The organism is Haloarcula ordinaria (genome assembly GCF_029338275.1).
Classification (GTDB): domain Archaea; phylum Halobacteriota; class Halobacteria; order Halobacteriales; family Haloarculaceae; genus Haloarcula; species Haloarcula ordinaria.
Window position 1 is genome coordinate 1,933,427 of record NZ_CP119789.1, and the last position, 24,178, is coordinate 1,957,604.

At 66.8% G+C, this 24,178-nt stretch carries 30 protein-coding genes and 2 tRNA genes; 30 read left to right on the top strand and 2 right to left on the bottom strand.

The features are described from left to right. The first annotated feature begins 41 nt into the window (after window positions 1-41). Window positions 42-233, top strand: a complete 192-nt coding sequence (locus tag P1L41_RS10255) for a 30S ribosomal protein S17e (RefSeq protein WP_276295635.1) — start codon at window positions 42-44, stop codon at window positions 231-233. 38 nt (window positions 234-271) lie between these two features. On the opposite strand, the gene P1L41_RS10260 is transcribed toward P1L41_RS10255, so the two are convergent. Together P1L41_RS10260 and P1L41_RS10265 are read right to left on the bottom strand one after the other, a co-directional pair. Then, on the bottom strand, window positions 272-1,339 hold the full coding sequence (locus P1L41_RS10260) for an Mrp/NBP35 family ATP-binding protein (protein WP_276295636.1): 1,068 nt from the start codon (window positions 1,337-1,339) through the stop codon (window positions 272-274). A 51-nt stretch (window positions 1,340-1,390) separates the two neighbouring features. Next, window positions 1,391-1,702, bottom strand: a complete 312-nt coding sequence (locus P1L41_RS10265) for a hypothetical protein (RefSeq protein ID WP_276295637.1) — start codon at window positions 1,700-1,702, stop codon at window positions 1,391-1,393. Window positions 1,703-1,912: 210 nt separating this feature from the next. On the opposite strand from P1L41_RS10265, the gene P1L41_RS10270 reads away from it, so the two are divergent. The 29 genes from P1L41_RS10270 to P1L41_RS10410 all read left to right on the top strand — a co-directional run bounded on the left by P1L41_RS10270 (window position 1,913) and on the right by P1L41_RS10410 (window position 24,162). Continuing rightward, a tRNA-Ser gene (locus tag P1L41_RS10270) sits at window positions 1,913-1,997 on the top strand. 22 nt (window positions 1,998-2,019) lie between these two features. Continuing rightward, window positions 2,020-2,553: a 30S ribosomal protein S13 gene (locus P1L41_RS10275; RefSeq protein WP_276295638.1), complete on the top strand. Its 534-nt coding sequence runs from the start codon at window positions 2,020-2,022 to the stop codon at window positions 2,551-2,553. Further along, entirely contained in the window at window positions 2,553-3,068 is a 516-nt protein-coding gene (locus P1L41_RS10280) for a 30S ribosomal protein S4 (protein WP_276295639.1), read from the top strand. The genes P1L41_RS10275 and P1L41_RS10280 overlap by 1 nt, the downstream gene beginning before the upstream one ends. Beyond that, window positions 3,065-3,457 carry a 30S ribosomal protein S11 gene (locus P1L41_RS10285; RefSeq protein WP_276295640.1) on the top strand — a complete coding sequence of 131 codons (393 nt, stop codon included), beginning with the start codon at window positions 3,065-3,067 and terminating at the stop codon, window positions 3,455-3,457. Before P1L41_RS10280 ends, P1L41_RS10285 begins: the two co-directional genes overlap by 4 nt. Before the next feature lie 3 nt (window positions 3,458-3,460). Then, window positions 3,461-4,240 carry a DNA-directed RNA polymerase subunit D gene (locus tag P1L41_RS10290; protein ID WP_276295641.1) on the top strand — a complete coding sequence of 260 codons (780 nt, stop codon included), beginning with the start codon at window positions 3,461-3,463 and terminating at the stop codon, window positions 4,238-4,240. Between the two features lie 103 nt (window positions 4,241-4,343). Further along, a tRNA-Leu gene (locus P1L41_RS10295) sits at window positions 4,344-4,428 on the top strand. A 24-nt stretch (window positions 4,429-4,452) separates the two neighbouring features. Further along, complete coding sequence (locus tag P1L41_RS10300; protein ID WP_276277068.1) at window positions 4,453-4,803, top strand: 50S ribosomal protein L18e; 351 nt, start codon at window positions 4,453-4,455, stop codon at window positions 4,801-4,803. Beyond that, entirely contained in the window at window positions 4,800-5,279 is a 480-nt protein-coding gene (locus tag P1L41_RS10305; RefSeq protein ID WP_276295642.1) for a 50S ribosomal protein L13, read from the top strand. The genes P1L41_RS10300 and P1L41_RS10305 overlap by 4 nt, the downstream gene beginning before the upstream one ends. Then, window positions 5,273-5,671 carry a 30S ribosomal protein S9 gene (locus P1L41_RS10310; protein ID WP_276295643.1) on the top strand — a complete coding sequence of 133 codons (399 nt, stop codon included), beginning with the start codon at window positions 5,273-5,275 and terminating at the stop codon, window positions 5,669-5,671. The genes P1L41_RS10305 and P1L41_RS10310 overlap by 7 nt, the downstream gene beginning before the upstream one ends. Before the next feature lie 12 nt (window positions 5,672-5,683). After that, complete coding sequence (locus P1L41_RS10315; RefSeq protein ID WP_276295644.1) at window positions 5,684-5,884, top strand: DNA-directed RNA polymerase subunit N; 201 nt, start codon at window positions 5,684-5,686, stop codon at window positions 5,882-5,884. Next, complete coding sequence (locus tag P1L41_RS10320) at window positions 5,881-6,060, top strand: DNA-directed RNA polymerase subunit K (RefSeq protein WP_135303168.1); 180 nt, start codon at window positions 5,881-5,883, stop codon at window positions 6,058-6,060. Before P1L41_RS10315 ends, P1L41_RS10320 begins: the two co-directional genes overlap by 4 nt. Then, a complete protein-coding gene (eno, locus tag P1L41_RS10325; RefSeq protein WP_276295645.1) occupies window positions 6,057-7,262 on the top strand; it encodes a phosphopyruvate hydratase in 1,206 nt (401 codons plus the stop codon). Before P1L41_RS10320 ends, eno begins: the two co-directional genes overlap by 4 nt. Beyond that, window positions 7,259-8,074, top strand: a complete 816-nt coding sequence (gene rpsB / locus P1L41_RS10330) for a 30S ribosomal protein S2 (protein ID WP_276295646.1) — start codon at window positions 7,259-7,261, stop codon at window positions 8,072-8,074. The genes eno and rpsB overlap by 4 nt, the downstream gene beginning before the upstream one ends. A gap of 89 nt (window positions 8,075-8,163) precedes the next feature. Then, window positions 8,164-8,544, top strand: a complete 381-nt coding sequence (locus P1L41_RS10335; RefSeq protein WP_276295647.1) for a DUF5518 domain-containing protein — start codon at window positions 8,164-8,166, stop codon at window positions 8,542-8,544. Between the two features lie 49 nt (window positions 8,545-8,593). Beyond that, window positions 8,594-8,974: a DUF5518 domain-containing protein gene (locus P1L41_RS10340; RefSeq protein WP_276295648.1), complete on the top strand. Its 381-nt coding sequence runs from the start codon at window positions 8,594-8,596 to the stop codon at window positions 8,972-8,974. Window positions 8,975-9,035: 61 nt separating this feature from the next. Then, window positions 9,036-10,373 (top strand): cytochrome P450, encoded by a 1,338-nt coding sequence (locus P1L41_RS10345; RefSeq protein ID WP_276295649.1) that lies wholly within the window; start codon window positions 9,036-9,038, stop codon window positions 10,371-10,373. 65 nt (window positions 10,374-10,438) lie between these two features. Further along, window positions 10,439-11,422 (top strand): mevalonate kinase, encoded by a 984-nt coding sequence (gene mvk / locus P1L41_RS10350; protein ID WP_276295650.1) that lies wholly within the window; start codon window positions 10,439-10,441, stop codon window positions 11,420-11,422. Continuing rightward, entirely contained in the window at window positions 11,419-12,174 is a 756-nt protein-coding gene (locus tag P1L41_RS10355) for an isopentenyl phosphate kinase (protein WP_276295651.1), read from the top strand. The genes mvk and P1L41_RS10355 overlap by 4 nt, the downstream gene beginning before the upstream one ends. A 46-nt stretch (window positions 12,175-12,220) precedes the next feature. Then, a complete protein-coding gene (locus P1L41_RS10360) occupies window positions 12,221-13,387 on the top strand; it encodes a hypothetical protein (protein ID WP_276295652.1) in 1,167 nt (388 codons plus the stop codon). Between the two features lie 266 nt (window positions 13,388-13,653). Continuing rightward, window positions 13,654-15,000, top strand: coding sequence for a ribonuclease J (locus P1L41_RS10365; protein WP_276295653.1), 1,347 nt, complete (start codon window positions 13,654-13,656; stop codon window positions 14,998-15,000). A 4-nt stretch (window positions 15,001-15,004) separates the two neighbouring features. Next, window positions 15,005-16,045 carry a geranylfarnesyl diphosphate synthase gene (idsA3, locus tag P1L41_RS10370; protein ID WP_276295654.1) on the top strand — a complete coding sequence of 347 codons (1,041 nt, stop codon included), beginning with the start codon at window positions 15,005-15,007 and terminating at the stop codon, window positions 16,043-16,045. An 89-nt stretch (window positions 16,046-16,134) separates the two neighbouring features. Then, window positions 16,135-16,263, top strand: a complete 129-nt coding sequence (locus P1L41_RS10375) for a hypothetical protein (RefSeq protein ID WP_276295655.1) — start codon at window positions 16,135-16,137, stop codon at window positions 16,261-16,263. A gap of 78 nt (window positions 16,264-16,341) precedes the next feature. Beyond that, window positions 16,342-18,075, top strand: a complete 1,734-nt coding sequence (locus P1L41_RS10380; protein WP_276295656.1) for a glutamate--tRNA ligase — start codon at window positions 16,342-16,344, stop codon at window positions 18,073-18,075. Window positions 18,076-18,144: 69 nt separating this feature from the next. Continuing rightward, window positions 18,145-19,026 carry an alpha/beta hydrolase gene (locus P1L41_RS10385; protein WP_276295657.1) on the top strand — a complete coding sequence of 294 codons (882 nt, stop codon included), beginning with the start codon at window positions 18,145-18,147 and terminating at the stop codon, window positions 19,024-19,026. A gap of 44 nt (window positions 19,027-19,070) precedes the next feature. Continuing rightward, the gene (locus P1L41_RS10390; RefSeq protein ID WP_276295658.1) at window positions 19,071-19,400 is read left to right on the top strand and encodes a 4Fe-4S dicluster domain-containing protein; all 330 of its coding nucleotides are present in this window, start codon (window positions 19,071-19,073) and stop codon (window positions 19,398-19,400) included. Window positions 19,401-19,620: 220 nt separating this feature from the next. Then, on the top strand, window positions 19,621-20,475 hold the full coding sequence (locus tag P1L41_RS10395) for an electron transfer flavoprotein subunit beta/FixA family protein (protein ID WP_276295659.1): 855 nt from the start codon (window positions 19,621-19,623) through the stop codon (window positions 20,473-20,475). 2 nt (window positions 20,476-20,477) lie between these two features. Continuing rightward, the gene (locus tag P1L41_RS10400; protein ID WP_276295660.1) at window positions 20,478-22,136 is read left to right on the top strand and encodes an electron transfer flavoprotein subunit alpha/FixB family protein; all 1,659 of its coding nucleotides are present in this window, start codon (window positions 20,478-20,480) and stop codon (window positions 22,134-22,136) included. Further along, entirely contained in the window at window positions 22,129-23,790 is a 1,662-nt protein-coding gene (locus P1L41_RS10405) for an FAD-dependent oxidoreductase (protein ID WP_276295661.1), read from the top strand. The genes P1L41_RS10400 and P1L41_RS10405 overlap by 8 nt, the downstream gene beginning before the upstream one ends. A gap of 12 nt (window positions 23,791-23,802) precedes the next feature. After that, window positions 23,803-24,162: a DUF8055 family protein gene (locus P1L41_RS10410; RefSeq protein WP_276295662.1), complete on the top strand. Its 360-nt coding sequence runs from the start codon at window positions 23,803-23,805 to the stop codon at window positions 24,160-24,162. The last annotated feature ends 16 nt before the right edge of the window (window positions 24,163-24,178 follow it).

Here is a 24,178-nt window from a genome sequence, read left to right on the forward strand (position 1 = left end):
GTTTCGAACCCTTTTTGAGTGCCACAGAGCAAGGAACGCGCATGGCAATCAAACCCGCCTACGTCAAGAAGACAGGGCGACTCCTGATGGAACGATACCCGGACGCGTTCGGCGCCGACTTCGAGCACAACAAGGAAGTCGTCCAGGAAGTGACCAACATCGAGTCCAAGGGCGTTCGCAACCGCATCGCCGGCTACGTCACTCGCAAGCAGAACGCCGCCGTCGAAGCGTAATCTGTCTGTTCTTCTTCGCTACTCGCGACGCCCGGTAGTCACTGCTCCGGGACGGAGTCCGACTGCCGTGACTCGGACTGCTTGCGCCGGTGGACGATGCCCTGCATGTTAGCCACACGTGCGGCGATGTCCCGGAGCGACTCGCCCGTCTCGCTGTCCTCGTCGAGCACGATGGGGCGGCCGCCGTCGCCCCCCTCCCGGACGCTCGGGTCGAGTGGGACCTCCCCGAGGAACGGCATGTCGGTTTCTTCGGCGAACTCGCGGCCGCCCCCGCTCCCGAAGATGTCGTGCGCCTCCCCGCAGTCGGGACAGACGAACGACGACATGTTCTCGACGATGCCGAGCACCGGTGTCTCGTGGCGACCGAACATCCGAAGGCCCTTGCGGGCGTCGTCGAGTGCGACCTCCTGGGGGGTCGTGACGATGACCGCACCCGAGACGGGTACGCGCTGGAGCATCGTCAGCTGCGTGTCCCCAGTCCCGGGCGGCAGGTCGATGACCATGTAGTCGAGCGAGCCCCAGCGCACGTCGTTCCACAGCTGAGTGAGCACGTTGTCGACCATCGGGCCGCGGAAGATGACCGGGTCGTCCTTGCCGACGAGGAAGTCCATGCTCATGAGCTTCAGCCCGTGTTTCTCCACGGGAATTATCTCCTCGTCCTCGGTGGCCCGCGGCGACTCGTCGGCGCCGAGCATCCGCGGCACGTTCGGCCCGTATACGTCGGCGTCGAACAACCCGACGCGGGCGCCCAGCTGCGAGAGGCCGGCCGCGAGGTTCACCGCGATGGTCGACTTGCCGACCCCGCCCTTCCCCGAGGCGACGGCGATGATGTTCTTGACACCCGGGAGCGGGTCGCCCTCTTCGGGGACGCCCCGGTCGACACTCGCCGAGAGGTCAATGGTGCGGTCCAGGTCAGCCAGTGCCTCGCGGACCGCGTTGGCGATACCGGTCTCGGTCGGGGAGTACGGCGCGCCCAGCGCGAGGTCGACTCGGACCTCGTCGTCGGTGACCTCGATGCTGTTGACCAGCCCGAGGGACACGATGTCGGCCCCGAGGTCCGGGTCCTCGACGGCTCGAAGTCGCTCGCGGACGTCGGCTTCGTTCATGTCATGCGGTAGGCCCGGGAGGTGCGATAAGGATTGTGACCCCCGGCGCGGTCACGGGCGACGGAAGACGTAGGCGACGGCGTCCTCCCCCTCGTCGGTCCGGACACGAAGCTCACCGGCGTCGTGGTCGAACTCGAGGTGGTCGGCCGGACCGGTAAAGGAGTGTAACGGCATCCCTGCGTCGACGTGTCCGTCCGCGGTGACGGTGACGTGCGTCTGGCTCCCGAAGCGCGCCCGGAGGCTCCCGTCGTCCATCTCGTCGACGGCTTCGACGTCGGCGAACTGTTCGAGCGCCCGTCGCAGGGCCGTCCGGTCGGTCGGGTCGACGACGGTGCCGCCGTCCGTACGCAGGGGTCGGCGCATGGTCGTGCTGCGGTCGCCGTCCTCATAGCCGTTTGGCCGACAGCCCGGTCGGTCCGTGTCTCACCGACACAGGGCGTCTGCGGAACGTTCTCGTGGGCGCGGTGCTTCGTTGCGTTTAAATACAACCCCGGAATACTGTCGGGTACACTCGTGTAGGGGGAGCGCCCCCGAGTCCGTGCGACGCGGGCGCGAGTCTCCGAGAAAGCGTGTGTCGTGGTAGCCAAGCCTGGCCCAAGGCGCAGGGTTGCTAACTCTGTGGCGTACAGCCTCCTGGGTTCGAATCCCAGCCACGACGCTCACCCAACGATTACCCACATATGAGTGCAGAAGACCCCAACCCGGACGAGGACGCGGATGCCGAAGAGGAGGACATCCGCTACTTCGTCCGCATCGGACAGACCGACCTCGACGGCACCAAGTCCGTCGAGCGAGCGCTGACAGAACTGAACGGTATCGGCCACCGCGCCGCCCGCGTCATCGCCGAGACGGCAGGCGTCGACCGGCGCGCGGTCTTCGGCAAACTCGACGACGACGTCATCGACGAGGTCGTCGACGCAGTCGAGAGCTACGCTGACTCGGTCCCGGAGTGGATGACCAACCACCAGAAGGACTACTTCAGTGGCGAGTCCACCCACGAGACCGGCAACGACCTCCAGCTCACCCGCCGGCAGGACATCAACCGCATGAAGATGATCGACTCCTACCGCGGCGTCCGCCACAAGCGCGGCCAGAAGGTCCGCGGCCAGCGAACCAAGTCCACCGGCCGGACGGAGGGCACCATCGGTGTCAACGTCGAGGCCATCAAGGAAGAGCAGGCTGAGGAAGCCGCCGCAGCGGAGGATGACGAATAATGGCACTCGGCTCTAACACCAAGTTCTACGAGACGCCGAACCACCCGTTCCAGGGCGAGCGCATCGCCGACGAGAAGAACTTGAGCGGGCGCTACGGCCTGAAGAACAAGGAAGAGCTCTGGCGCGCGCAGTCCGAACTGCGCGGCTACCGCCGCGAGGCCCGGAAGCTACTGGGCCGTGCCGGCGAACACGAGACAGAGGCCGAGGAGTTCCTCGCGCGGCTCCAGCGCTACGGCATCCTCAGCGAGACGGACGCGCTGGACGACGTCCTGTCGCTGGACGTCACCGACGTGCTCGAGCGCCGACTCCAGACGGTCGCCTACCGCAAGGGCTACGGCAACACGCCCGAGCAGGCCCGTCAGTTCATCGTCCACGGCCACATCGTGCTTGACGGCCAGCGCGTCACGCGCCCGTCGATGAAAGTCGACGTCGCCGTCGAGGACACCATCGGCTTCGACGAGAACAGCTCGCTGTCGGACGAACTCCACCCCGCCCGAGCGGAGGCCCAAGAATGAGCGAATCTGAGAACGACGGCATCTGGGGCATCGCCCACGTCCACGCATCGTTCAACAACACCATCATCACCATCACCGACCAGACCGGCGCGGAGACGCTCGCGAAGAGCTCCGGCGGGACGGTCGTCAAGCAGAACCGCGACGAGGCCTCGCCCTACGCGGCCATGCAGATGGCCGAGGTCGTCGCCGAGAAGGCGCTCGACCGTGGCATCGAAGGTGTCGACGTCCGCGTCCGCGGCCCCGGCGGGAACCAGCAGACCTCCCCCGGGCCGGGCGCGCAGGCGACCATCCGAGCGCTGGCCCGTGCCGGCCTCGAGATCGGTCGCATCGAGGACGTCACGCCGACGCCGCACGACGGCACTCGCGCACCCAAGAACTCCGGATTCTAACCAATGACACAGGACTACGAGGTCGAGTTCGTCGAACGCGGCGAGCGGGAGAGTCTGTTCCTCGTGCGCGGCATCACGCCCGCGTTCGCCAACGGCATCCGCCGTGCGATGATCGCTGACGTGCCGACGTTCAGTATCGACACCGTCCGCGTCATCGAGAACACCAGCGTGATGTTCAACGAGCAGATCGGACTCCGACTGGGACTCGTCCCGCTGACGACCGACCTCGACGACTTCGAGGTCGGCGACGAGGTGACGCTGTCGCTGTCGGTCGACGGGCCGAACACGGCCTACTCCAGTGACCTCGTCTCCAGTGACGCGATGGTCGAACCCGCCGACGACAACATCCCCATCATCGACCTGAAGGAGGGCCAGCGCCTCGAAGTCGAGGCCGAAGCCGTCCTCGACACTGGTCGGGAACACGCGAAACACCAGGGCGGCGTGGCCGTCGGCTACCGCCACCTGCAGCGCGTGTCCGTCGTGGGCGACAAAGGCGAGTTCGAGGACGACGACCCGAACATCCTTCGGGGCGTCATCGAGGAGCAGGCCGCCGAGCACGCGGCCGGCGACGCCACGGACGGCGACCTCGTTCGGACCGCCGAGTTCGGCAACGACCTCCGGAACCGCTATCCGGGCAAAGAACTCGAGGTGGAGGACGTCGAGAACGCCTTCGTCTTCCACGTCGAGACCGACGGGTCGTTCACCACCGACGAACTGGTCCTGCGCGCGGTCGAGTCGCTGCGTGACCGCGCGACGGAACTGAAAGACGCAATCCAGCTGTAAGCACAGATGCCCCGTAACACACCCACGCCGCCGATGACCGCCCGCCCCCCGAGCGCGAGGACCGAAAGGGGTTTTACGGGGCACGAAAAACCCAAGAATGCAAGCAGGGATAGCCAAGTCTGGCCAACGGCGCAGCGTTCAGGGCGCTGTCCCGTAGGGGTCCGCAGGTTCAAATCCTGCTCCCTGCACTTTTCCTACAAAGGAGGAACGCTATGAGTAAGACGAATCCGAGACTCAGTAGTCTCATCGCCGACCTGAAGTCGGCCGCCCGGTCGTCGGGCGGCGCTGTCTGGGGCGACGTCGCCGAGCGCTTAGAGAAGCCCCGGCGCACACACGCGGAAGTCAACCTGGGCCGCATCGAGCGGTACGCACAGGAAGACGAGACCGTCGTGGTGCCGGGCAAGGTGCTTGGCTCCGGTGTCCTGCAGAAGGACGTCACCGTCGCCGCCGTCGACTTCTCCGGAACCGCCGAGAAGAAGATCGACCAGGTTGGAGAGGCTGTATCGCTCGAACAGGCAATCGAAAACAACCCCGAGGGCTCTCACGTCCGGGTGATCCGATGAGCATCGCAGAGTTCGATGCGGACGTCGTCGTCGACGCCCGCGACTGCATCATGGGTCGGGTCGCCTCGAAGGTGGCGGAGAAAGCGCTCGACGGCCAGACGGTGGCCGTCGTCAACGCGGAACGCGCCGTCGTCACGGGCAGTGAGAACCAGATCAAAGAGAAGTACAAGAAGCGCGTCGACATCGGTGACGACAACGCGTACTTCTACCCGAAGCGACCGGACGGCATCTTCAAGCGCTCGATCCGCGGCATGCTTCCGCACAAGAAGCCCCGCGGTCGCGAAGCGTTCGAGAACGTCCGTGTCTACGTCGGCAACCCGTACGAGGACGGCGCTGGCTGGGGCCAGCGAGACGGAGACGGCGAAGCCGTCGAAGCAGAAGTCCTCGACGGGACCTCACTGGACCGACTCTCGAACATCAAGTTCGTCTCGCTGGCAGAAATCAGCGAGGCTCTTGGAGCGAACAAGACATGGTAACGAACACGTCAGGCAAGAAGAAGACGGCCGTCGCCCGCGCGACTATCCGCGAGGGCGAGGGGCGTGTGCGTATCGACTCCCAGCCGGTCGAACTGGTCGAACCGGAGCTGGCCCAGCTGAAGATGCTGGAGCCGTTCCGCATCGCCGAGGACGACATGCGAGACTCCATCGACGTCGAAGTGAGCGTCGAGGGCGGCGGGGTCATGGGCCAGGCAGACGCGGCCCGGACCGCCATCGCACGCGGCCTCGTCGAGTTCACCAACGACGCCGAACTCCGCGACGCGTACATGGAGTTCGACCGCTCGCTGCTGGTCAACGACGTTCGACAGTCAGAACCAAAGAAGTGGGGCGGCCCCGGCGCACGGGCTCGCTACCAGAAATCGTACCGCTGAGGTGATGCAGGTATGATGGTACCGGTTCGGTGTTTCACCTGTGGTAACGTCGTCGCCGAGCACTGGGAAGAGTTCAAGGCGCGTACGCGAGAAGCCGAGGACCCCGAGGACCCCGAGATGGTCCTCGACGAGCTCGGCGTCGACCGCCACTGCTGCCGTCGGATGCTCGTCTCGCACAAAGACCTCGTCGACATCGTTGCACCCTACCAATGAACGCACAGGAAAGCCGATACGAGAAGGCCCGCAAACTCGGCGCGCGAGCGCTGCAGCTGGCCCACGGCGCGCCCGTGCTCATCGAGACGGAGCACACCCAGCCGATACTCATCGCTGCCGAAGAGTACGACGCCGGTGTGCTCCCCTTCACCGTCAAGCGAGGTGACCACAAGTGACGCTCATCACGGACGTCCGACTCCGCCGCATCCTCGACTCCCGCGGGAACGCGACCGTCGAGGCCGACGTCGTCACGGAGAGTGGTGGTTTCGGGCGCGGGAAGGCACCGAGCGGTGCAAGTACCGGCGAATACGAGGCCATCGAACTCCCGGCCAACGAGTCGATAGCGAAGGCCCGCGAAGAGGCCATCCCGCGACTCGTCGGGGAAGTCCACGCCGGCAACCAGCGTGACGTCGACGCGGCGCTCCACGCCGCCGACGGCACCGACGACTTCTCGGGCATCGGCGCCAACAGCGCCGTCGCCATCTCGATGGCGGCCGCGAAGGCCGGTGCCGACGTGCTGGGCGCACCGCTGTTCCAGCACCTCGGTGGCACCTTCCGTGGCAACGAGTACCCGACGCCGCTGGGTAATATCATCGGCGGCGGCGAACACGCCGCGGACGCCACCAACATCCAGGAGTTCCTCGCGGCCCCGGTCGGCGCACCGAGTGTCGAGGAGGCCGTCTTCGCCAACGCCGCGGTCCACCAGGAGGTCCACGACATCCTGATGGCCCGCGACCTGCCATCCGGCAAGGGCGACGAGGGCGCCTGGGCGCCATCGATTTCGGACGACGAAGCGTTCGAGATCATGGCCGAAGCCGTCGAGACGGTGGCCGACGACTTTGGCTTCGCCATCTCCTTCGGCCTCGACGTCGCCGGCGCGGAGCTGTACGACGACGAGGAAGACGGCTACGTCTACGACGACCAGGTCCGCTCCACCGAGGAGCAGATCGACTACATCGCCGAGAAGGTCCAGGAGTACGACCTCGTCTACGTCGAGGACCCCCTCGACGAGAACGACTACGAGGCCTTCGCCGACCTCACCGAGCGGGTCGGCGACCAGACGCTCGTCTGTGGCGACGACCTCTTCGTGACGAACGTCGAGCGCCTGCAGAGCGGTATCAGCGTCGGCGCTGGGAACTCCATCCTCATCAAGCCCAACCAGATCGGGACGTTGACCGACGCGGTCGACGCTATCGAACTGGCGACGGAGAACGGCTACGAATCGGTCGTCTCCCACCGCAGCGGCGAGACCGAGGACACGACCATCGCACACCTCGCCGTCGCGACCGCGGCCCCGTTCATCAAGACGGGCGCGGTCGGCGGCGAACGCACAGCCAAACTGAACGAACTCATCCGTATCGAAGATAACGCAGTATGAGCGGCAACGAAAAAGAAGGGCTCGACGCGGCGGACTCCGACTACGACCCGTCCACCGAGGACGAGGAGACGGACGCCGACGCCGAACCCGAGACGGCCGACGAACAGGTCGCCGACGCCGAGGAGAGTCCCCCGGCCGAGGCCGAAGCAGCAACCGACGCACCCGACGCCGAGGAAGACGAAGACGCGGGCCCACAGCTCGACGAAGACGTCATGCCCGGCGAACAGGAGGAAGCGGACCTCCTCATCGCCGTCGAGGACTACCTCGGCGCCGGCGTCCACATCGGGACCCAGCAGAAGACCAAGGACATGGAGCGGTTCATCCACCGCGTCCGGACCGACGGGCTCTACGTGCTGGACGTCTCGATGACCGACGAGCGCATCCGCACGGCCGCGGACTTCCTGGCCAACTACGAGCCCGAGCAGATCCTCGTGGCTTCCTCGCGCCAGTACGGCCGGTTCCCGGCCGAGAAGTTCGCCGACGCCGTCGGCGCACGGGCCCGTACGGGCCGGTTCATCCCCGGCACGCTGACGAACCCGGACTACGACGGCTACATCGAACCCGATGTCGTGGTCGTCACCGACCCCATCGGTGACTCCCAGGCCGTCAAGGAGGCCATCACGGTCGGCATCCCGGTCATCGCGATGTGTGACTCGAACAACACCACGTCGAACGTCGACCTGGTCGTCCCGACGAACAACAAGGGGCGCAAGGCGCTGTCGGTCGTCTACTGGCTGCTGGCCAACGAGACGCTCGACCGCCGCGGTGCCGAGCCGTCCTACGGACTCGACGACTTCGAGTCCGAGATCTGACGCCCGACGTTCGCACTTCGCTTCTGCGTCTCCGTAGCCGCCGGTCGCTGTCAAAAGACATAGATGCTCGCCAGGAGAACCTGTAGGCGATGTCAGAAGGTGACTCTACCCTCAACGCGGTCATCGGCGCCGTCGCGACGGCCCTCCTGAGTGGCTTCGTCCCGTTCGCGCCGGTGTTCGGTGGCGCGCTCGCTGGCTACCTCGAAGGCGGCGACAGAAACGACGGGCTCAGAGTGGGCGTCGTCTCCGGCCTCATCGGGGCCGCCATCGCCGCCGTCCTGTTCATCGCCGGCTTCCTCGTGTTCGCGGTGTTCCTCGGAACGGCCGGCGCACCGTGGATGTTCGGGACGTTCGGGCTCGTCATATTCATCGTCGGCGGGATTCTCGGCGGTGTGTACATCGTCGGCCTGAGCGCACTCGGCGGCTGGATCGGCAACTACGTGAAGAACGACACCAGCATCGGCAGTTGAATCGCAGTGGAAGTGTATACGTGACCGCACACGGACAGGCCCAGACGTGATGCGCGAGACGCTGGTCGACGTCGGGTGGGGCGCAGTCGTGACGCTGGCGCTGTCGGTCCTCCCGTTCTCCCCGGTCGTCGGCGGTGCCGTCGCCGCCAACCGCCACGGCGGGGGCTACGCTGTGGGGCTGGCAATCGGGGCCCTGGCGGGTGTCGTCGCGATGGTCCCTCTCCTCGGCCTCTTCGTCCCGGCGCTCTACGTCGCCGGCCGACTCGGGTTCGGTATCCCGCCGGGGGCACCGGGGTACGAGCTGTTTCTCGCAATCGTGTTCGCGCTCTTCCTGGCGTACACCGTCGGCCTGAGTGCCCTGGGTGGACTCGGTGGCGCGTGGGCGTCGGCCAACACCGACTGGAATCTGGACCCGGGGCGCTGGCTCTGACGAGCAGCCACTGGTCGGCGTTGGCATATCATTCAAACGTATCCGGCCCTAGGAAGGATTGATGACAAGTTTGCCCCCTGGTCCGAAGGGAGAACCGCTGTTCGGGAGCAGTCGAACCTACGCGCGGAACCCGTTTCGCTTCATCTCGGCGCTGGAACGAGCGTACGGTGACGTGGCCCGCTTCGACATGGGACCGATGGACACCTACATGGTGTGTGACCCGACGGCCATCGAGCGCATCCTCGTCTCGGCGGCCGACCGCTTTCGCAAACCGGACTTCCAGGGCGACGCACTGGGGGACCTGCTCGGAGACGGCCTGCTGCTGAGCGAGGGGGACACGTGGGAGCAACAGCGCCAGCTGGCCAATCCCGCGTTCTCGATGGCGCGGCTCTCGGGGATGGCTGACCGCATCACCAGTCACGCGAAGCGGCGTGTCGACGGGTGGGACCCGGGCGACGCCGTCGACATCGAGCGCGAGATGACCCGGACGACGCTGGACGTCATCCTCGACCTGATGATGGGCGTCGAGCTCTCCGAGAAGCGGGTCCGGACTATCGAGGAGCAGCTCATGCCGCTGGGCCAGCGCTTCGAACCCGACCCCATCCGCTTTGCCGCGCCAGAGTGGATGCCGATGCCCGACGACGCGGCGTTCGACGAGGCCGTCGAGACGCTGGACTCCATCCTGGACGACGTCATCGACGTTCGCGAGGAGACGGTCGGGACCGACGCGGACGGTCCGATGGACTTCCTGTCGATTCTCATCCGCGCTCGCGACGACGGCGTCGAGTCGCCAGAGCAGTTGCGCGACGAGATGATGACGATGCTCCTGGCCGGCCACGACACGACGGCGCTGACGCTGACGTACACCTGGTTCCTGCTCTCGGAGCACCCCGAGGTCGAACGGAAGGTCCACGAGGAACTCGACAAGGTAGTCGGCGACGACGACCCGGCGATGGAACACGTCCGGGACCTGGAGTATCTCGAGTGGGTCATCCAGGAGTCGATGCGGCTCTACCCACCCGTGTACACCATCTTCCGCGAACCGACCGAGGACGTGACGCTGTCGGGCTACTCGGTCGAGGCGGGGACCACGCTGATGCTCCCTCAGTGGGGCGTCCACCGGTCGCCGCGGTTCTACGACGACCCCGAGACGTTCGACCCCGAGCGCTGGCGGCCCGAGCGAGCAAAGCAACGCCCACGGTTCGCGTACTTCCCCTTCGGCGGCGGGCCGCGCCACTGCATCGGCAAGCACCTGGCGATGCTCGAGGCCCAGCTCATCGTCGCCACGACGGCACAGCGCTACCACCTGGAGTTCCTCGGCGAGACGCCGCTGGAACTGATGCCCTCCCTGACCGCCCACCCACGCCAGGAGATGCGGATGCGCGTTCTGGAGCGGTGAGGTGGGGCCGACGGCCGCCGCGCCGGTCCGAAAACACCTAACATCCCCGGCGTCCACCAGCGGGTATGGTCACGTCGAGCGCCCCCGGCAAGGTGTACCTGTTCGGGGAGCACGCAGTCGTCTACGGTGAGCCGGCGGTCCCCTGTGCCATCGAGCGCCGGGCCCGCGTGACGGCGACCGAGCGCGAAGCGGGGTTGCGCATCCACGCCGAGGACCTCACGCTCGACGGGTACACCGTCGAGTACACCGGCACGGAGGGCGACCACCCGGACATCGACGTCTCGGACTCGCTGGTCGAGGCCGGCATCGGCTATATCCAGGCAGCCGTCGAACAGGCCCGGGACGCAGCCGACCGACCGGACGCCGGCTTCGAGATAGTCGTCGAGAGCGACATCCCGCTCGGGGCGGGCCTGGGCTCCTCGGCGGCCGTCGTCGTCGCCGCCATCGACGCCGCCACTCGCGAACTCGGCGTCGAACTCACCCCCGAGGAGATCGCCGACCGCGCCTACCAGGTCGAGTACGAGGTCCAGGACGGTCAGGCCTCGCGGGCGGACACGTTCTGCTCGGCAATGGGCGGTGCCGTCCGCGTCGAGGGCGACGACTGCCGGCGCATCGAGGGCGTCGACACGCTCCCGTTCGTCATCGGCTACGACGGCGGCGCGGGCGACACCGGGAAGCTCGTCGCGGGCGTCCGCGAACTGCGAGCGGAGTACAACTTCGCAGCCGACACCGTCACCGCCATCGGCGACATCGTTCGGGAGGGTGAGGCGGTCCTCGGGACGAGCGACCACGAGGCGCTTGGCGAGCTGATGGACTTCAACCACGGCCTGCTCTCGGCGCTTGGCGTCTCCTCGCGCTCGCTGGACGCGATGGTGTGGGCGGCCCGCGACGCCGGCGCACTCGGCGCGAAACTCACCGGGGCCGGCGGGGGTGGCTGTATCGTCGCCCTGGACGACAGCGACGAGACGCTGACGGCGCTGCGCTACACGCCAGGGTGTGCCCACGCCTTCCGCGCGGAGCTGGCAACCGACGGGGTCGTCCAGGAATGACGCTCGTCCTGAAGCTCGGCGGGAGCGTCGTGACCGAGAAGGACAGCCCCGAGACGGTCGACGACGCGACCCTCGCGGCCGCGGCCGACGCCGTCGCGGCGACGACCGACGACATCGTCGTCGTCCACGGGGGCGGGAGTTTCGGCCACCACCACGCCGCCGAGTACGGCGTCAGCACGACCTCGGGAACCCACGACGCCGAGGGCGTCCGGGCGATTCACGGCGCCATGCGGCAGCTCAACGACGCCGTCGTCGATGCGCTGGCAGCCCGTGGCGTTCCAGCCGTCCCCGTTCACCCGTTCTCTGCAGGCGTCCGGGACGGCGAGGGCGAACTGACCCTGCCGACCGACCAGGTCGTGACGCTCCTCGAAGAAGGCTTCGTCCCGGTGTTACACGGCGACGTCGTTGCCCACGAGGGACGGGGCGCGACGGTACTCAGCGGGGACGAACTGGTCGTCGAACTCGCGCCGGCCGTCGACGCCGACCGGGTGGGCGTCTGCTCGACGGTGCCCGGCGTGCTGGACGAGGAGGGCGAGGTTATCCCGCGTATCGCGGCCTTCGAGGACGTCGCGGCCGCACTCGGCGGGAGCGACGTGACCGACGTCTCCGGGGGGATGGCCGCGAAGGTCCGGGCGCTCCTGGAACTGGAGTCCCGCGCCCACGTGTTCGGCCCCGACTCGCTCGAGGCCTTCCTCGCGGGCGAGCCAGCGGGGACGACCATCGAGGGCGGACACGCCGGTATGAACGAGTGATACCCTCGGCGTAACCTATTTCACCGGCGTTATCGATTGTCGAACCATGACTGCTGTGGGACTGGCTGACGTCTACCGGTACGGCACGCGGTTTCTCGGGGCACTGCTCGTCGTCGCACTCGTGAGCGGCCTCCTCGTCGGGGCCGGAGTCGCCCTCGTCGGCACTGGACAGCTCGCGTCGTTCTCGGGGGGCAGTAGTGGCCGTGCCATCGCCGGCGTCGTGATGGTCGCTCTGGGCGGGCTGGTCGGACTCTCCGGCCTGTTCGGCCTCGTACACAAACTCATCGCCGACGCGGTCTCTGTCGGGATGGCTTCGCCGACAGCACCCGATGCCGAGGCCTCGGAAGCGGCAGCCGAGGACGACACGACGGAATCGACGGAGTCGGCGACGACAGGGACCGCGGTCGCCGGTGGTCTGGCAGCGTCCGACGGCGAATCACCGACAGCCAGCGCGGACAGCGAGCCCGAGGCGAACGAACCCGAGACTGGACCGGCCAACGATGGATCGACGGTCAACGAACCCCCGACCGACGAACCGGACAGCACCGAACCAGCCGCGGCGGAGGACGCAGCCGAAGCGTCCGAAGCAGAAGCGGGGACGGCGTCGAGTGCGACCGAGGAGCGAGAACCGACAGACGGTGACGACGCTCCCCTCGAACCCACGCCGGTCGAGGACTCGGCCGAGTCGACGGCGGCTAACGGCGAGGAGCCCGAGACGGCCGATATCAGTGGTGAAGAGCCCGAATCATCCGAGCCCGACGGCGAGGAAGCCGAATCGGCGGCGGCCGCTCAGTCGTTGGACGACCTGCGGGCCGACGACTTCGAACCCAAAGTGGCGACCGATTCCGAGGCTTCCGGACCGGCGGACGAGCCTGCCGAGTGGACCCCGCCGGACCCCGCCGAGTTCGAGACGAAGACCACGGAGGACGCAGCATCGGCGCGAGCGGACGTCGACGAATCCGAACCGAGCGAGGGAGAGATGTTCGGCGGCCCCAGCGAGCCCGAAGCGATGTCGCAGCCCCGGACCGCGGAGGACCTGTTCGGTGAGGACAGCCCAGGCGAGGATGAGACCGAGGACAGTCACGACGAGTCCGACCCGGCCGACGAATCAGACGCCGATGCGGACGACGAGACGCTCGCCGACGAGGGCGTGACCGGGTTCCAGCCCGCGAGTGACAAAGACCCGCTCTCGGACGCGCTCGAAGACGAGTGACGGCGCGGCGGAACCCACACCGTTTTAAGAACCGACGTTGTAGGGCCGCATAACCGAGCGCACGGCCGCTCGCGGACGCGGTTCGGCGGCCGGCAGACGACGGGTATCAGTCGTCAGGACGAGAGTCCTTCCACTGCGACGTCGGGGCTACGGGCGTACCCGGTTGGCCTCATCGTCGACGCGGAATCGAGACGCCGTCTCACAGCTGCTACCGTCGCTGCCTCTGCCACTGTCGTCCGCGACCGGCTCTACTCGGACCTACAACTATGGAAGTCGAAATTGCGACAATCGGCGGTTACGAGGCAGTTGGCCGACAGATGACGGCCGTCCGTGCAGGGGACGACGTCGTCATCTTCGACATGGGCCTCAACCTCTCGAAGGTACTGATTCACGACAACGTCGAGACGGAGCGGATGCACTCGCTCGACCTCATCGACATGGGCGCCATCCCGGACGACCGCGTCATGTCCGACCTCGAGGGCGACGTGAAGGCCATCGTGCCGACGCACGGCCACCTCGACCACATCGGCGCCATCTCGAAGCTGGCCCACCGGTACGACGCGCCAATCGTGGCGACGCCGTTCACCATCGAGCTGGTCAAACAGCAGATCAAGGGCGAGGAGAAGTTCGGGGTCCAGAACGACCTCGTGAAGATGGAGGCCGGCGAGACGATGAACATCGGCGACAAGAACGAACTCGAGTTCGTCAACGTCACCCACTCCATCATCGACGCCATCAACCCCGTCCTCCACACCCCGGAGGGTGCGGTCGTCTACGGCCTCGACAAGCGGATGGACCACACGCCGGTCATCGGCGACCCCATCGACATGGACCGCTTCCGCGAGATCGGCCGCGAGGGTAACGGCGTCCTCTGTTACATCGAGGACTGTACGAACGCCGGCCGGAAGGGCCGCACGCCCTCCGAAGCCGTCGCCCGCCGTCACCTCCGTGACGTGATGGAGAGCATCCAGGACTACGACGGCGGCATCGTCGCCACGACGTTCTCCTCGCACATCGCCCGCGTGAAGAGCCTCGTCGAGTTCGCCGACGACATCGGTCGGCAGCCAGTCCTGCTGGGCCGCTCGATGGAGAAGTACTCGGGCACCGCGGAGCGCCTGAACTTCGTCGACTTCCCGGAGGACCTCGGGATGTACGGCCACCGGAAGTCCGTCGACCGCACGTTCAAGCGAATCATGAACGAGGGGAAGGAGAACTTCCTGCCCATCGTCACCGGCCACCAGGGCGAGCCCCGTGCGATGCTCACCCGCATGGGCCGCGGCGAGACGCCGTACGAACTGGACAACGGCGACAAGGTGCTGTTCTCCGCCCGGGTCATCCCGGAGCCGACCAACGAGGGCCAGCGCTACCAGTCCGAGAAGCTGCTGGGCATGCAGGGCGCCCGCATCTACGACGACATCCACGTCTCCGGCCACCTCCGACAGGAGGGCCACTACGAGATGCTGGACGCGCTCCAGCCCCAGCACGTCATCCCCGCTCACCAGAGCCTCGAAGGGTTCGCGCCGTACGTGGACCTCGCCGAGAACCAGGGGTACAAGGTGGGCCGTGACCTGCACATCACCCGTAACGGCAACATGATCCAGCTCACGGACTAAGCACATGTCCGAACGCCATCAGCAGGTCGAAGACGCGATTCTCGCCCGACGGGAACGGGTCAACGCGGCCCTCCCCGAGGACTTGCCGGTCACGAAACCGGAGCACCTCTACGAGGCGACCCGGTACCTGCTGGACGCTGGCGGCAAGCGACTGCGACCGACCGTCCTCCTGCTCGTCGCCGAGTCGCTGCTCGACGTCGACCCGCTCTCGGAGAACTACCGCGAGTTCCCGACGCTGGACGGCGGTCGAGCGGACGTCCTGTCAGCGGCGCTCGCCATCGAGGTCATCCAGACGTTCACGCTCATCCACGACGACATCATGGACGACGACGACCTCCGGCGCGGGGTGCCGGCGGTCCACAAGGAGTACGACCTCTCGACGGCCATCCTGGCCGGCGACACGCTGTACTCGAAGGCGTTCGAGTTCCTGCTGTCGACGGGGGCGGCCGACGACCGCACCGTCGCGGCCAACGACCGCCTGGCGACCACTTGCACCCGAATCTGTGAAGGGCAGTCGCTCGACATCGAGTTCGAGCAGCGGTCGGCCGTGACGCCGGACGAGTACCTCGAGATGGTCGAGCTCAAGACGGCGGTGCTCTACGGCGCATCGACGTCGATTCCGGCGACGCTGCTGGGCGCGGACGACGAGACCGTCGAAGCGCTGTACAACCACGGCCTCGACGTCGGTAGAGCGTTCCAGATTCAGGACGACCTGCTCGACCTGACGACGCCCTCGGAGAAACTGGGCAAGCAGCGTGGCTCGGACCTCGTCGAGGACAAGCAGACGCTCGTGACGCTCCACGCGAGCCAGCAAGGCGTCGACGTGGCGAACCTCGTCGATACGGACTCCGTCGACGACGTCTCGGAGGCCGAGATCGACGCGGCCGTCGAACAGCTCCGCGAGGCGGGCTCCATCGAGTACGCCCGCGACCGGGCCCAGAAACTGGTCCAGAGCGGCAAGGAGAACCTCGAAGTGCTCCCCGACAACGAGGCTCGCGACCTGCTGTCGGGCATCGCGGACTACCTCGTCGAACGCGAGTACTGAGCGGCCGCGCCGACTACTTCTCCGGTCCCGACCTCGGCCAGCGACGCGGCCACCTCGGACCTATATGCTCGCCACCCGAACTGTGTCTCGTGACACGATTCGTCCTCTACGGCGGGAAGGGCGGCGTCGGAAAGAACGTGTGGACCCTGCCCGACGAGTCCGTCGAGGTGACAGGGTTCGAGGCGCTGGAGCGGGTGGGAACGAACCTGGCTGTCTGAGGCTTCGGACCGCTAGCGAGACTGTCGTGCTGAGCCAGACCCGACGCCGTTTTGACCGGGGCGGTGCCAGGAGCGTGTATGGACGACGCCTTACGCGAACGCATCGAGGAGGCCGCCGAGACGAACGCCCTCCTCAACGCGGTCAAACACGACAGCGAGGCACAGGTGGGGGCCATCATGGGCCCGCTCATGGGTCAGAACCCCGACTTCCGCGAGTACGGCGACGAGATTCCGGGCGTCATCGCCCCGGTGGTCGACCGGGTCAACGGCATGGACGCCGACGAGCGCCGTGAGCGCCTGGCCGAGCTCGCCCCGGAGAAACTCGAAGAGCTGGAGGCCGAGGACGAGGGCGAGGACCACCCACTGCCCGACCTGCCGGGCACGGAGGACGTCGACACCGTCCGGATGCGCGTCGCGCCGAACCCGAACGGCCCGTGGCACATCGGCCACGCCAGGATGGCCGCCGTCGTCGGTACCTACAAGGACCGCTACGACGGCGAGTTCGTCTGCCGGTTCGACGACACCGACCCCGAGACCAAGCGGCCGGACCTCGACGCCTACGACCAGATTCTCCACGCCATCGACTACCTTGGCTTCGAACCCGACGACGTGGTCCGAGCGAGCGACCGGGTCGAGACGTACTACGAGTACGCCCGCGACCTCATCGACGCCGAGGGGGCCTACACCTGCTCGTGTCCGCAGGGCGAGTTCTCCGACCTGAAGAACAGCGGCGAGGCCTGCCCGCACCGCGAGAAGGACGTCGAGACGGTCCACGAGGAGTTCGACGCGATGGTCGACGGCGAGTACGACAGCGGCGAGATGGTGCTGCGGGTCCGGACCGACATCACCCACAAGAACCCCGCACTCAGGGACTTCGTCGCCTTCCGGATGATAGACACCCCTCACCCCCGCGAGGAGGCCGCCGACTACCGCTGCTGGCCGATGCTCGACTTCCAGAGCGGCCTCGACGACCACCTGCTCGGGGTCACCCACATCATCCGCGGCATCGACCTGCAGGACTCGGCGAAGCGACAGCAGTTCGTCTACGACTACTTCGACTGGGAGTACCCCGAACTCGTCCACTGGGGCCACGTCCAGGTCGACGAGTACGACGTCTCGCTGTCGACCTCGACGATCTCGGAACTCGTCGCCGATGGGGAACTCGACGGCTGGGACGACCCGCGCGCGCCGACGGTCGCCAGCCTCGAACGCCGGGGTATCCGTGGCGAGGCGCTGGTCGAGGCGATGGTCGGCCTGGGGACCTCCACCTCGAACGTCGACCTCGCGATGTCCTCGGTGTACGCGAACAACCGCGACCTCGTGGACGACGAGACGGACCGGGCGTTCTTCGTCAGGGACGACGACGAACACGGCGGCCTCGTCGAGCGGATGATGGTCGGCGGCCCCGACGAGGGCCATCCGCCGGTCCACCCAGACCACGAGGACCGCGGCAAGCGCGACATCTCTGTCGTGAGCGGCGTCGCAATCGAGGGCGACGACCTCCCGCCCCACGGCGAGCGCGTCTGGCTGAAGGGTTACGGCTGTGTCCGCCACACCCGCGACGCCTTCGAGTACGCCGGCGACGACATCAGCGCCGTCCGCGAGGAGGGTGTCGACGTGGTCCACTGGGCGCCGGCCGACGGCCCCAAACTCCGACTCCGGACGATGGACGGCGACGTGACCGGTCTCGTGGAACCGGGCGTTCTCGACTACGAGCCGGGCGACCTGCTCCAGTTCGAGCGCATCGGTTTCGCCCGGGTCGACGACATCGACCCCGACGGCGAGTCGGTCGCGTACTTCGCACACCCCTGAGCCGCGCCGAACCGACCGTTCGGGGCCGTCGCCGAATGCTTTTTACTGCGGACGGTCGGACTCACCGACGTGACACGCAGCGACGCGACGACCGTCTCGGTACAGCGCGACGTCCCCTTCCAGGAGGTCGGTGACGAGACACTGCATCTCGATATCTACGACGCGCCGGCGACGAGCGGCCCGAAGCCGGTCGCCGTCCTCGTCCGGGGCGGCGGGTTCACTGTCGGTGACAAAGGCGAGTTCGCCCGCCACGCCATCGACCTGGCCGCCGACGGCTATGTCGTCGTCGAACCGCAGTACCGGCTCGCGCCCGAGTGGACGTTCCCGGCGCCGCTCATCGATGTGAAGGCCGCGATCGAATGGTGTCGGGCGGAAGGTGAGGGGTACGGTGCCGACCCGAACCGCATCGTCGCCGCTGGTCACTCGGCCGGTGCGAACCTCGTCGTCCTCGCGGCCGCGACGGCCGACGACCCGGCGCTCGAACCGGACCTGTATCCGGGTACCTCGTCGGCGCTCTCGGCGGTGGTCGGCTACGCTGGCGTGTACGATTTCCGCGCCTTCGAGCGACTCGACGAGTCTGAGCAGGACGTCGACACACACGAACAGTACCTCGGTGGCACGCCCAGCGAGGTTCCGGCGGCCTACGAACTGGCGTCGCCGGTGGCCCAGGCCGACGTCTCGATGCCGCCGACGCTCTTGCTACACGGTGAGGACGACGCGGTGATTCCACCGAGCCAGTCAGCGCTCATGGCCGAGACGCTGGACCCGCTGACCACGGTGCAAAACGAGGTCCTGCCCAGCGATCACGGGTTCCCGTTCCACGGTGCGTTCTACGACGAGGTCTACGAGCGCACGGCCCGCTTCTTCGACCAACATGCCGGGACCGGACCGGAGACCGACGCCGGACTCGGGGGGAGTGGGCCGCCCGACGACGGTCCGGCCCGGCGATAACGGTCGAAAGTTTAAGTGCTCCCGCTGAGTGGGGGCAGATACCAATGGCCATAGACCCCGAGTTCGAGGACAACCGCGAGGCCGTTGAACAGCACGATGGACACAACGTCTGGGGGCCGGTCGAGGAACCCGAGACGCTCGGTATCCACGGGACACACGTCGCCGTCGACTTCGACATCTGCATCGCCGACGGCGCCTGTCTCGAGGACTGCCCCGTCGACGTCTTCGAGTGGGTCGACACGCCGGACCACCCCGAGAGCGAGATCAAGGCCGACCCGGCTCACGAGGACCAGTGTATCGACTGCATGCTCTGTGTCGACGTCTGTCCGGTCGACGCCATCGACGTCGACCCGGGTCGCGCCGGCCGTATCTAACACGCCACAGTTCTCTGCCGCGCGCCCCACGCAGGGGGCGTCTCACCTCGACGCAGAACCCCCCGATAGCGCCGCTTCGACCCTCGATACTGTGGGATTCGACGCTGCGACCTCGTCGGGACCGTCGAGACCGCCGAACCCGCTCGTGTCAACCGGTTTTGTAAACATAAGTTTATTACTGTCCCGTCGTTGAGATACGACTACGAGGGTCGTTAGACATATGCACACTGTAGTCTTGACGAAAGGTGTTCCCGACTTCCGCGAGGGGCAGGTGTCCTTCGACGAGGACGGACACCTCGAACGCGGGAAGACACCGACGGTGATGAACCCGAACGACAAACACGCGCTCCGAGCGGCGTTCCAGACGAAGGTCCGGAACGGCGGGAACGTCTCCCTGATGAGTATGGGTCCGCCGGGGTATCAGGAGGTCCTCCAGGAGGGGATGCGGGACGTCTACGCCGACGACCTCTATCTCCTCTCGGACCGTGAGATGGGCGCTGCGGACACCTGGGCGACGGCGATGACCGTCGCCACTGGCCTCGAGAAGCTCGAGGAGCCGCCGGACCTCGTCTTCGCGGGGTTCAAGACCGCCGACGGGGAGACTGGCCACACCGGCCCCCAGACCTGCTGGTGTCTCGACTGGCCGATGATAACCCACGTCATCTCGCTGGACATCGACGAGGACGAGGGCGTCGTCCGGGCCAAGCGACTGGTCGACGGCGACATCTCCGAGATAGAGACCGTCGAGGCCCCGATGCCGTGTTTCATCGTCGCCGACCCCGAGTTCGAGCCGACCTACCGCAAGGCGAACCACCGGCTGAGACACAAGGACCTCCGCGAGGAGACCCAGGAGCGGGCCGAGGACTACGAGGACCTCGTCACCGTGTGGGACCACGAGGACCTCAATCTCGACCCGGACTACATCGGACTGGACGGGTCGCCGACCATCGTGGCCGGCGTCGACCCAATCCCGAAGGCGCCCTCCGAACGGGAGGCGACGCACATCGAGGCCGACGACGACGCGGCGATGGAACAGGTACTCGACGAACTGACTCCTTATGCGGCAGGTGACTGACGATGGTAGATTTAGACCCCACAGAACACGAGATCGCGGACCTCGGACCGAAGATCAAGGACATCGACGACCCGGACGAACTCCGGGAGATGCTCGAACTCGAGGAAGGCGGTGAAGACCGTGTACCGGTCAAGACGCTCATCGAGAGCCGCATCGAGACGCTCGAGGAAGAAGACGAGGAGGTCGACCCCGAGACGGTCGACCTCTCGGACCTGACCATCGCCGACATCGCGAACATGGTCCGGGACGTCGACGACGGGGACGTCCTCCGTGACATCCTCGAACGCGAGAAGGACGGCGAGAACCGTAAAGGCGCTATCAGCCAGATAGAGAGCCGAATCGAGTCGATCGAGGGGACCGAGGAGGACGAGGACGCCGGCGAAGTCGAGTACGTCCCGCCGGAAGAGAAGTACCCCGAACTCGACCATCCGACCAACGACAAGCGGTGGGTCGAGGGCATCGCCGGCGCGGAGTACCGCGACATGTGGGTCTACTGCGAGACCCAGGCCGGCGAACTGGTCGACGTCTCGAAGGAGATGCTCGGGAAGGCCCGCCAGCTGATGGACGACTACAACGATGACTACGACGAGAACGAGCGCGTCGTCGCCGTCCTCATCGGCTCGGAGGCGAGCGAGCATGTCGACGAAGTCGTCGCCCACGGCGCGGACCTGGTCCTCTACCACGAGGACGACCGGCTGGAGCGGTTCCGGCACAAACCGTACACGGAGATCTTCTGTGACATGGCGCGTGCCGGCGGCGAACTCGCTCACGAGGACCGCCAGGAGGTCGACTGGAAGGACTACCACGAACCGCGCTACACGCTGTTCCCAGCGACCAACAACGGCCGGGACCTCTCGGCGCTCGTCCAGGGCGCACTCGACTCGGGCCTGGCCTCCGACTGCTCGGGGCTGTACATCGAGAACACGATGATATCCAACCCCGCGAAGGTCGGCACGGCGGGCGACAAGAAGGAGTTCGAGAAGGTCCTGCACATGAAGCGGCCGGACTTCTCGGGCTTCGAGTACTCCACCATCCTGTGTATCGACAAGCCCAACCGTGACTTCCACCCACAGGGCGGCTCGGTCATCCCGGGGAGCTTCGACATCCAGGATCCCGACTACGAGCGCGAGGCCGAGGTCGTCGACTACGAGATGGAGCTCGACGACGATTGGTTCCTCGTCGACGTCACCGAGTTCGACCAGCTCTCCGGCGGCGTCGACCTCACCGGCAACGAGGTCGTCGTCGCGGTCGGGCGCGGCATCGGCGATGACCCGACGCGGGGCGTCGAGCTCGCGCTCGACCTCGTCGACGCGTTCGACGACGCCGACCTGGGCCTCTCCCGTGGCGTCATCACCTCCTCGTACCAGTTCGACGGCCACGTCGAGCAGTACATCGGCGAGGACCGCCAGATCGGCGAGTCCGGCCAGGAAGTCGAACCGCCCATCTACATCGCGGCCGGCATCTCCGGGGCCATCCAGCACAAGGTCGGCTGCGACGAGGCCGATACCATCATCGCCATCAACACCAACCCGGACGCCGACATCGCGGACTTCTCGGACTACGTCATCGAGGGGGACCTCTTCGACGTCCTCCCGCGCCTGACCGAGGCCGTCGAGTCGGGAGACCTCGCCACGGCGCTCCAGGAGGTCAGCGATGACTGACGACTACGAGCACTACGAGGCCGTCGTCGTGGGCTGTGGACCCGGTGGAGCCGCCGCCGCGGCGAACCTCGCGCGAAACGGCGTCGAGACGCTCGTCCTCGAACGGGGCGTCGACGCCGGCTCGAAGAACGTCTCCGGCGGGCTCATCTACGCCGAGGAATCCGCACCGTACACCATCGACAGCCTGTTCCCCGAGTTCCGCGAGCAGGCCAGCGAACGGCCGGTAACGGAGAACTACATCCACAACATCGCCGGCGACCAGGTGAAGTCCTTCGACATCGGCGACCTGCACCACCACGACACCGAGTGGTCTGACGCGGTCCTGCGCCGGAAGATGGACTCCTGGCTCGCCCAGCGCGTCCACGAGCTCACCCGCGAGAACGGCGGCGGACTCCTCACGGAGGTCCACGTCACCGGTCTCCTGCGGGAGGACGGCGAGATCGTGGGCGTCGAGATGGAGGAGCTCGACCCGATAAAGGCCGACATGATCGTCGCCGCCGACGGCGTCAACTCCGAACTCGCTCGCGACGCCGGGTTGATGGACTGGGAGGACCCCGAGGACTGGTTCCAGGGCGTCAAGGCCACCGTGGAGATGGACCCGGAGACCATCAACGAGCGGTTCGACATCGACGAGGACGAGGGCGTCGCCCACCTGTTCTCCGGCGACCTGTTCGACGGGGTCCGTGGCGGCGGGTTCCTCTACACCAACGAGTCGACACTCTCTATCGGGACCGTCTTCCACCTCGATTCCATCGCGGACGAGGAGGCCGAACCCCACGAGCTGTTGAACAACCTGTTGACCCACCCGCTCATGGCCCAGTGGCTGGGCGACGAGTACGAGGAGCTGGAGTACAGCGCCAAGCTCGTCCCCGACTCGAAGAAGGTGGCACACAAGTCGCCCCACCAGGACCGCCTGGTGCTGGTCGGCGACGCGGCGGGGCAGATGCAGGCCCAGGGCCCCATCATCAAGGGGATGAACCACGCGGTGACCGCCGGGGCGCTGGCCGCGGAGGCCTTCGCCGACGCCAAGTCGCGTGGCACGCCACACCAGGCCGGCGAGCTCTACGAGTCGAAGCTGTACGACGAGGGTGTGATGGACAAACTCCGCCCCTCGAACTACAACATCTTCGGTAAGATGGGCGAGCTTGAGGCGGTCGACAACGTCTCGAACTCGCTCGTGAAGTCGACCGTGGGACGTGTCGGGGTCAAACTGGCGGGCGGACTCCTCGAACGAGCCTACTCCTCGCCGACCCTCGTCTCGATGATTCCGGACACGAAGCTCCCCTACGTGACCCTGCCGACGGTCATCGCGGAGGAACTGGGCGAGCGCGTGACCGACACCAACACGGTCGAACCGCCGGAGCTGGACGACCGTATCGGCGACCTGACCTACGACGTCGGCGACCCGCACATCGAACTGGTGGACAACTCCTTCGAGGCGTCGGGCACGGCCGTGACGGCCTGTCCGGTCAGCGCGAAGGACTTCGGTGGCGGCTGTTATCGCGACGAGACGGTCAAGACCAACGGCGCCGAGGAACACCTCGTGAGCCTCGACACGCAGCCCTGCGTCGAGTGTGGGACCTGTGCCGTCGTCGCCGACACCAACTGGGAACACCCGGCCGGCGGGAAGGGCGTCGACTACAAACAGGGATAGGGACGACTCGCGATGACCCGGCAGTACGTCGACCGAATCCGTACGCTCGAACGTCGGGCCGAGGCGGCCCGAGACTCGTTCGACCCCGACCCGCCGGACGACGACCGGGCGATGACTGTCGTCAGGGAGGGCTTTGGGCCGACAGTTTCCCTCTACTGCGAAAGTCGCACCGGGGACGCCTGGGTGCGGTTCGACGGCGACACATTCGACCGGCTGGAAGCGACGATGAACGCCTGGCTCGACCTGTACGCGGCGTGTTACGGGGTACAGTTAGACGGCACTTACGCCATCCGTGAGGCCGCCGAGCTGCTGGTCGACACCCACAACGCTCGGGACACCGCACAGGTGCTGACCGGCGTCCCCGACCGCTGACCGGGACCCGAGTAAC

What these genes read in the sequence shown, in the direction of transcription:
- P1L41_RS10255 (WP_276295635.1), top strand. Translation starts at nt 42, where the DNA reads ATGGCAATCAAACCCGCCTACGTCAAGAAGACAGGGCGACTCCTGATG.
- P1L41_RS10260 (WP_276295636.1), bottom strand. Translation starts at nt 1,339, where the DNA reads ATGAACGAAGCCGACGTCCGCGAGCGACTTCGAGCCGTCGAGGACCCG.
- P1L41_RS10265 (WP_276295637.1), bottom strand. Translation starts at nt 1,702, where the DNA reads ATGCGCCGACCCCTGCGTACGGACGGCGGCACCGTCGTCGACCCGACC.
- P1L41_RS10275 (WP_276295638.1), top strand. Translation starts at nt 2,020, where the DNA reads ATGAGTGCAGAAGACCCCAACCCGGACGAGGACGCGGATGCCGAAGAG.
- P1L41_RS10280 (WP_276295639.1), top strand. Translation starts at nt 2,553, where the DNA reads ATGGCACTCGGCTCTAACACCAAGTTCTACGAGACGCCGAACCACCCG.
- P1L41_RS10285 (WP_276295640.1), top strand. Translation starts at nt 3,065, where the DNA reads ATGAGCGAATCTGAGAACGACGGCATCTGGGGCATCGCCCACGTCCAC.
- P1L41_RS10290 (WP_276295641.1), top strand. Translation starts at nt 3,461, where the DNA reads ATGACACAGGACTACGAGGTCGAGTTCGTCGAACGCGGCGAGCGGGAG.
- P1L41_RS10300 (WP_276277068.1), top strand. Translation starts at nt 4,453, where the DNA reads ATGAGTAAGACGAATCCGAGACTCAGTAGTCTCATCGCCGACCTGAAG.
- P1L41_RS10305 (WP_276295642.1), top strand. Translation starts at nt 4,800, where the DNA reads ATGAGCATCGCAGAGTTCGATGCGGACGTCGTCGTCGACGCCCGCGAC.
- P1L41_RS10310 (WP_276295643.1), top strand. Translation starts at nt 5,273, where the DNA reads ATGGTAACGAACACGTCAGGCAAGAAGAAGACGGCCGTCGCCCGCGCG.
- P1L41_RS10315 (WP_276295644.1), top strand. Translation starts at nt 5,684, where the DNA reads ATGATGGTACCGGTTCGGTGTTTCACCTGTGGTAACGTCGTCGCCGAG.
- P1L41_RS10320 (WP_135303168.1), top strand. Translation starts at nt 5,881, where the DNA reads ATGAACGCACAGGAAAGCCGATACGAGAAGGCCCGCAAACTCGGCGCG.
- rpsB (WP_276295646.1), top strand. Translation starts at nt 7,259, where the DNA reads ATGAGCGGCAACGAAAAAGAAGGGCTCGACGCGGCGGACTCCGACTAC.
- P1L41_RS10335 (WP_276295647.1), top strand. Translation starts at nt 8,164, where the DNA reads ATGTCAGAAGGTGACTCTACCCTCAACGCGGTCATCGGCGCCGTCGCG.
- P1L41_RS10340 (WP_276295648.1), top strand. Translation starts at nt 8,594, where the DNA reads ATGCGCGAGACGCTGGTCGACGTCGGGTGGGGCGCAGTCGTGACGCTG.
- P1L41_RS10345 (WP_276295649.1), top strand. Translation starts at nt 9,036, where the DNA reads ATGACAAGTTTGCCCCCTGGTCCGAAGGGAGAACCGCTGTTCGGGAGC.
- mvk (WP_276295650.1), top strand. Translation starts at nt 10,439, where the DNA reads ATGGTCACGTCGAGCGCCCCCGGCAAGGTGTACCTGTTCGGGGAGCAC.
- P1L41_RS10355 (WP_276295651.1), top strand. Translation starts at nt 11,419, where the DNA reads ATGACGCTCGTCCTGAAGCTCGGCGGGAGCGTCGTGACCGAGAAGGAC.
- P1L41_RS10360 (WP_276295652.1), top strand. Translation starts at nt 12,221, where the DNA reads ATGACTGCTGTGGGACTGGCTGACGTCTACCGGTACGGCACGCGGTTT.
- P1L41_RS10365 (WP_276295653.1), top strand. Translation starts at nt 13,654, where the DNA reads ATGGAAGTCGAAATTGCGACAATCGGCGGTTACGAGGCAGTTGGCCGA.
- idsA3 (WP_276295654.1), top strand. Translation starts at nt 15,005, where the DNA reads ATGTCCGAACGCCATCAGCAGGTCGAAGACGCGATTCTCGCCCGACGG.
- P1L41_RS10380 (WP_276295656.1), top strand. Translation starts at nt 16,342, where the DNA reads ATGGACGACGCCTTACGCGAACGCATCGAGGAGGCCGCCGAGACGAAC.
- P1L41_RS10390 (WP_276295658.1), top strand. Translation starts at nt 19,071, where the DNA reads ATGGCCATAGACCCCGAGTTCGAGGACAACCGCGAGGCCGTTGAACAG.
- P1L41_RS10395 (WP_276295659.1), top strand. Translation starts at nt 19,621, where the DNA reads ATGCACACTGTAGTCTTGACGAAAGGTGTTCCCGACTTCCGCGAGGGG.
- P1L41_RS10400 (WP_276295660.1), top strand. Translation starts at nt 20,478, where the DNA reads ATGGTAGATTTAGACCCCACAGAACACGAGATCGCGGACCTCGGACCG.
- P1L41_RS10405 (WP_276295661.1), top strand. Translation starts at nt 22,129, where the DNA reads ATGACTGACGACTACGAGCACTACGAGGCCGTCGTCGTGGGCTGTGGA.
- P1L41_RS10410 (WP_276295662.1), top strand. Translation starts at nt 23,803, where the DNA reads ATGACCCGGCAGTACGTCGACCGAATCCGTACGCTCGAACGTCGGGCC.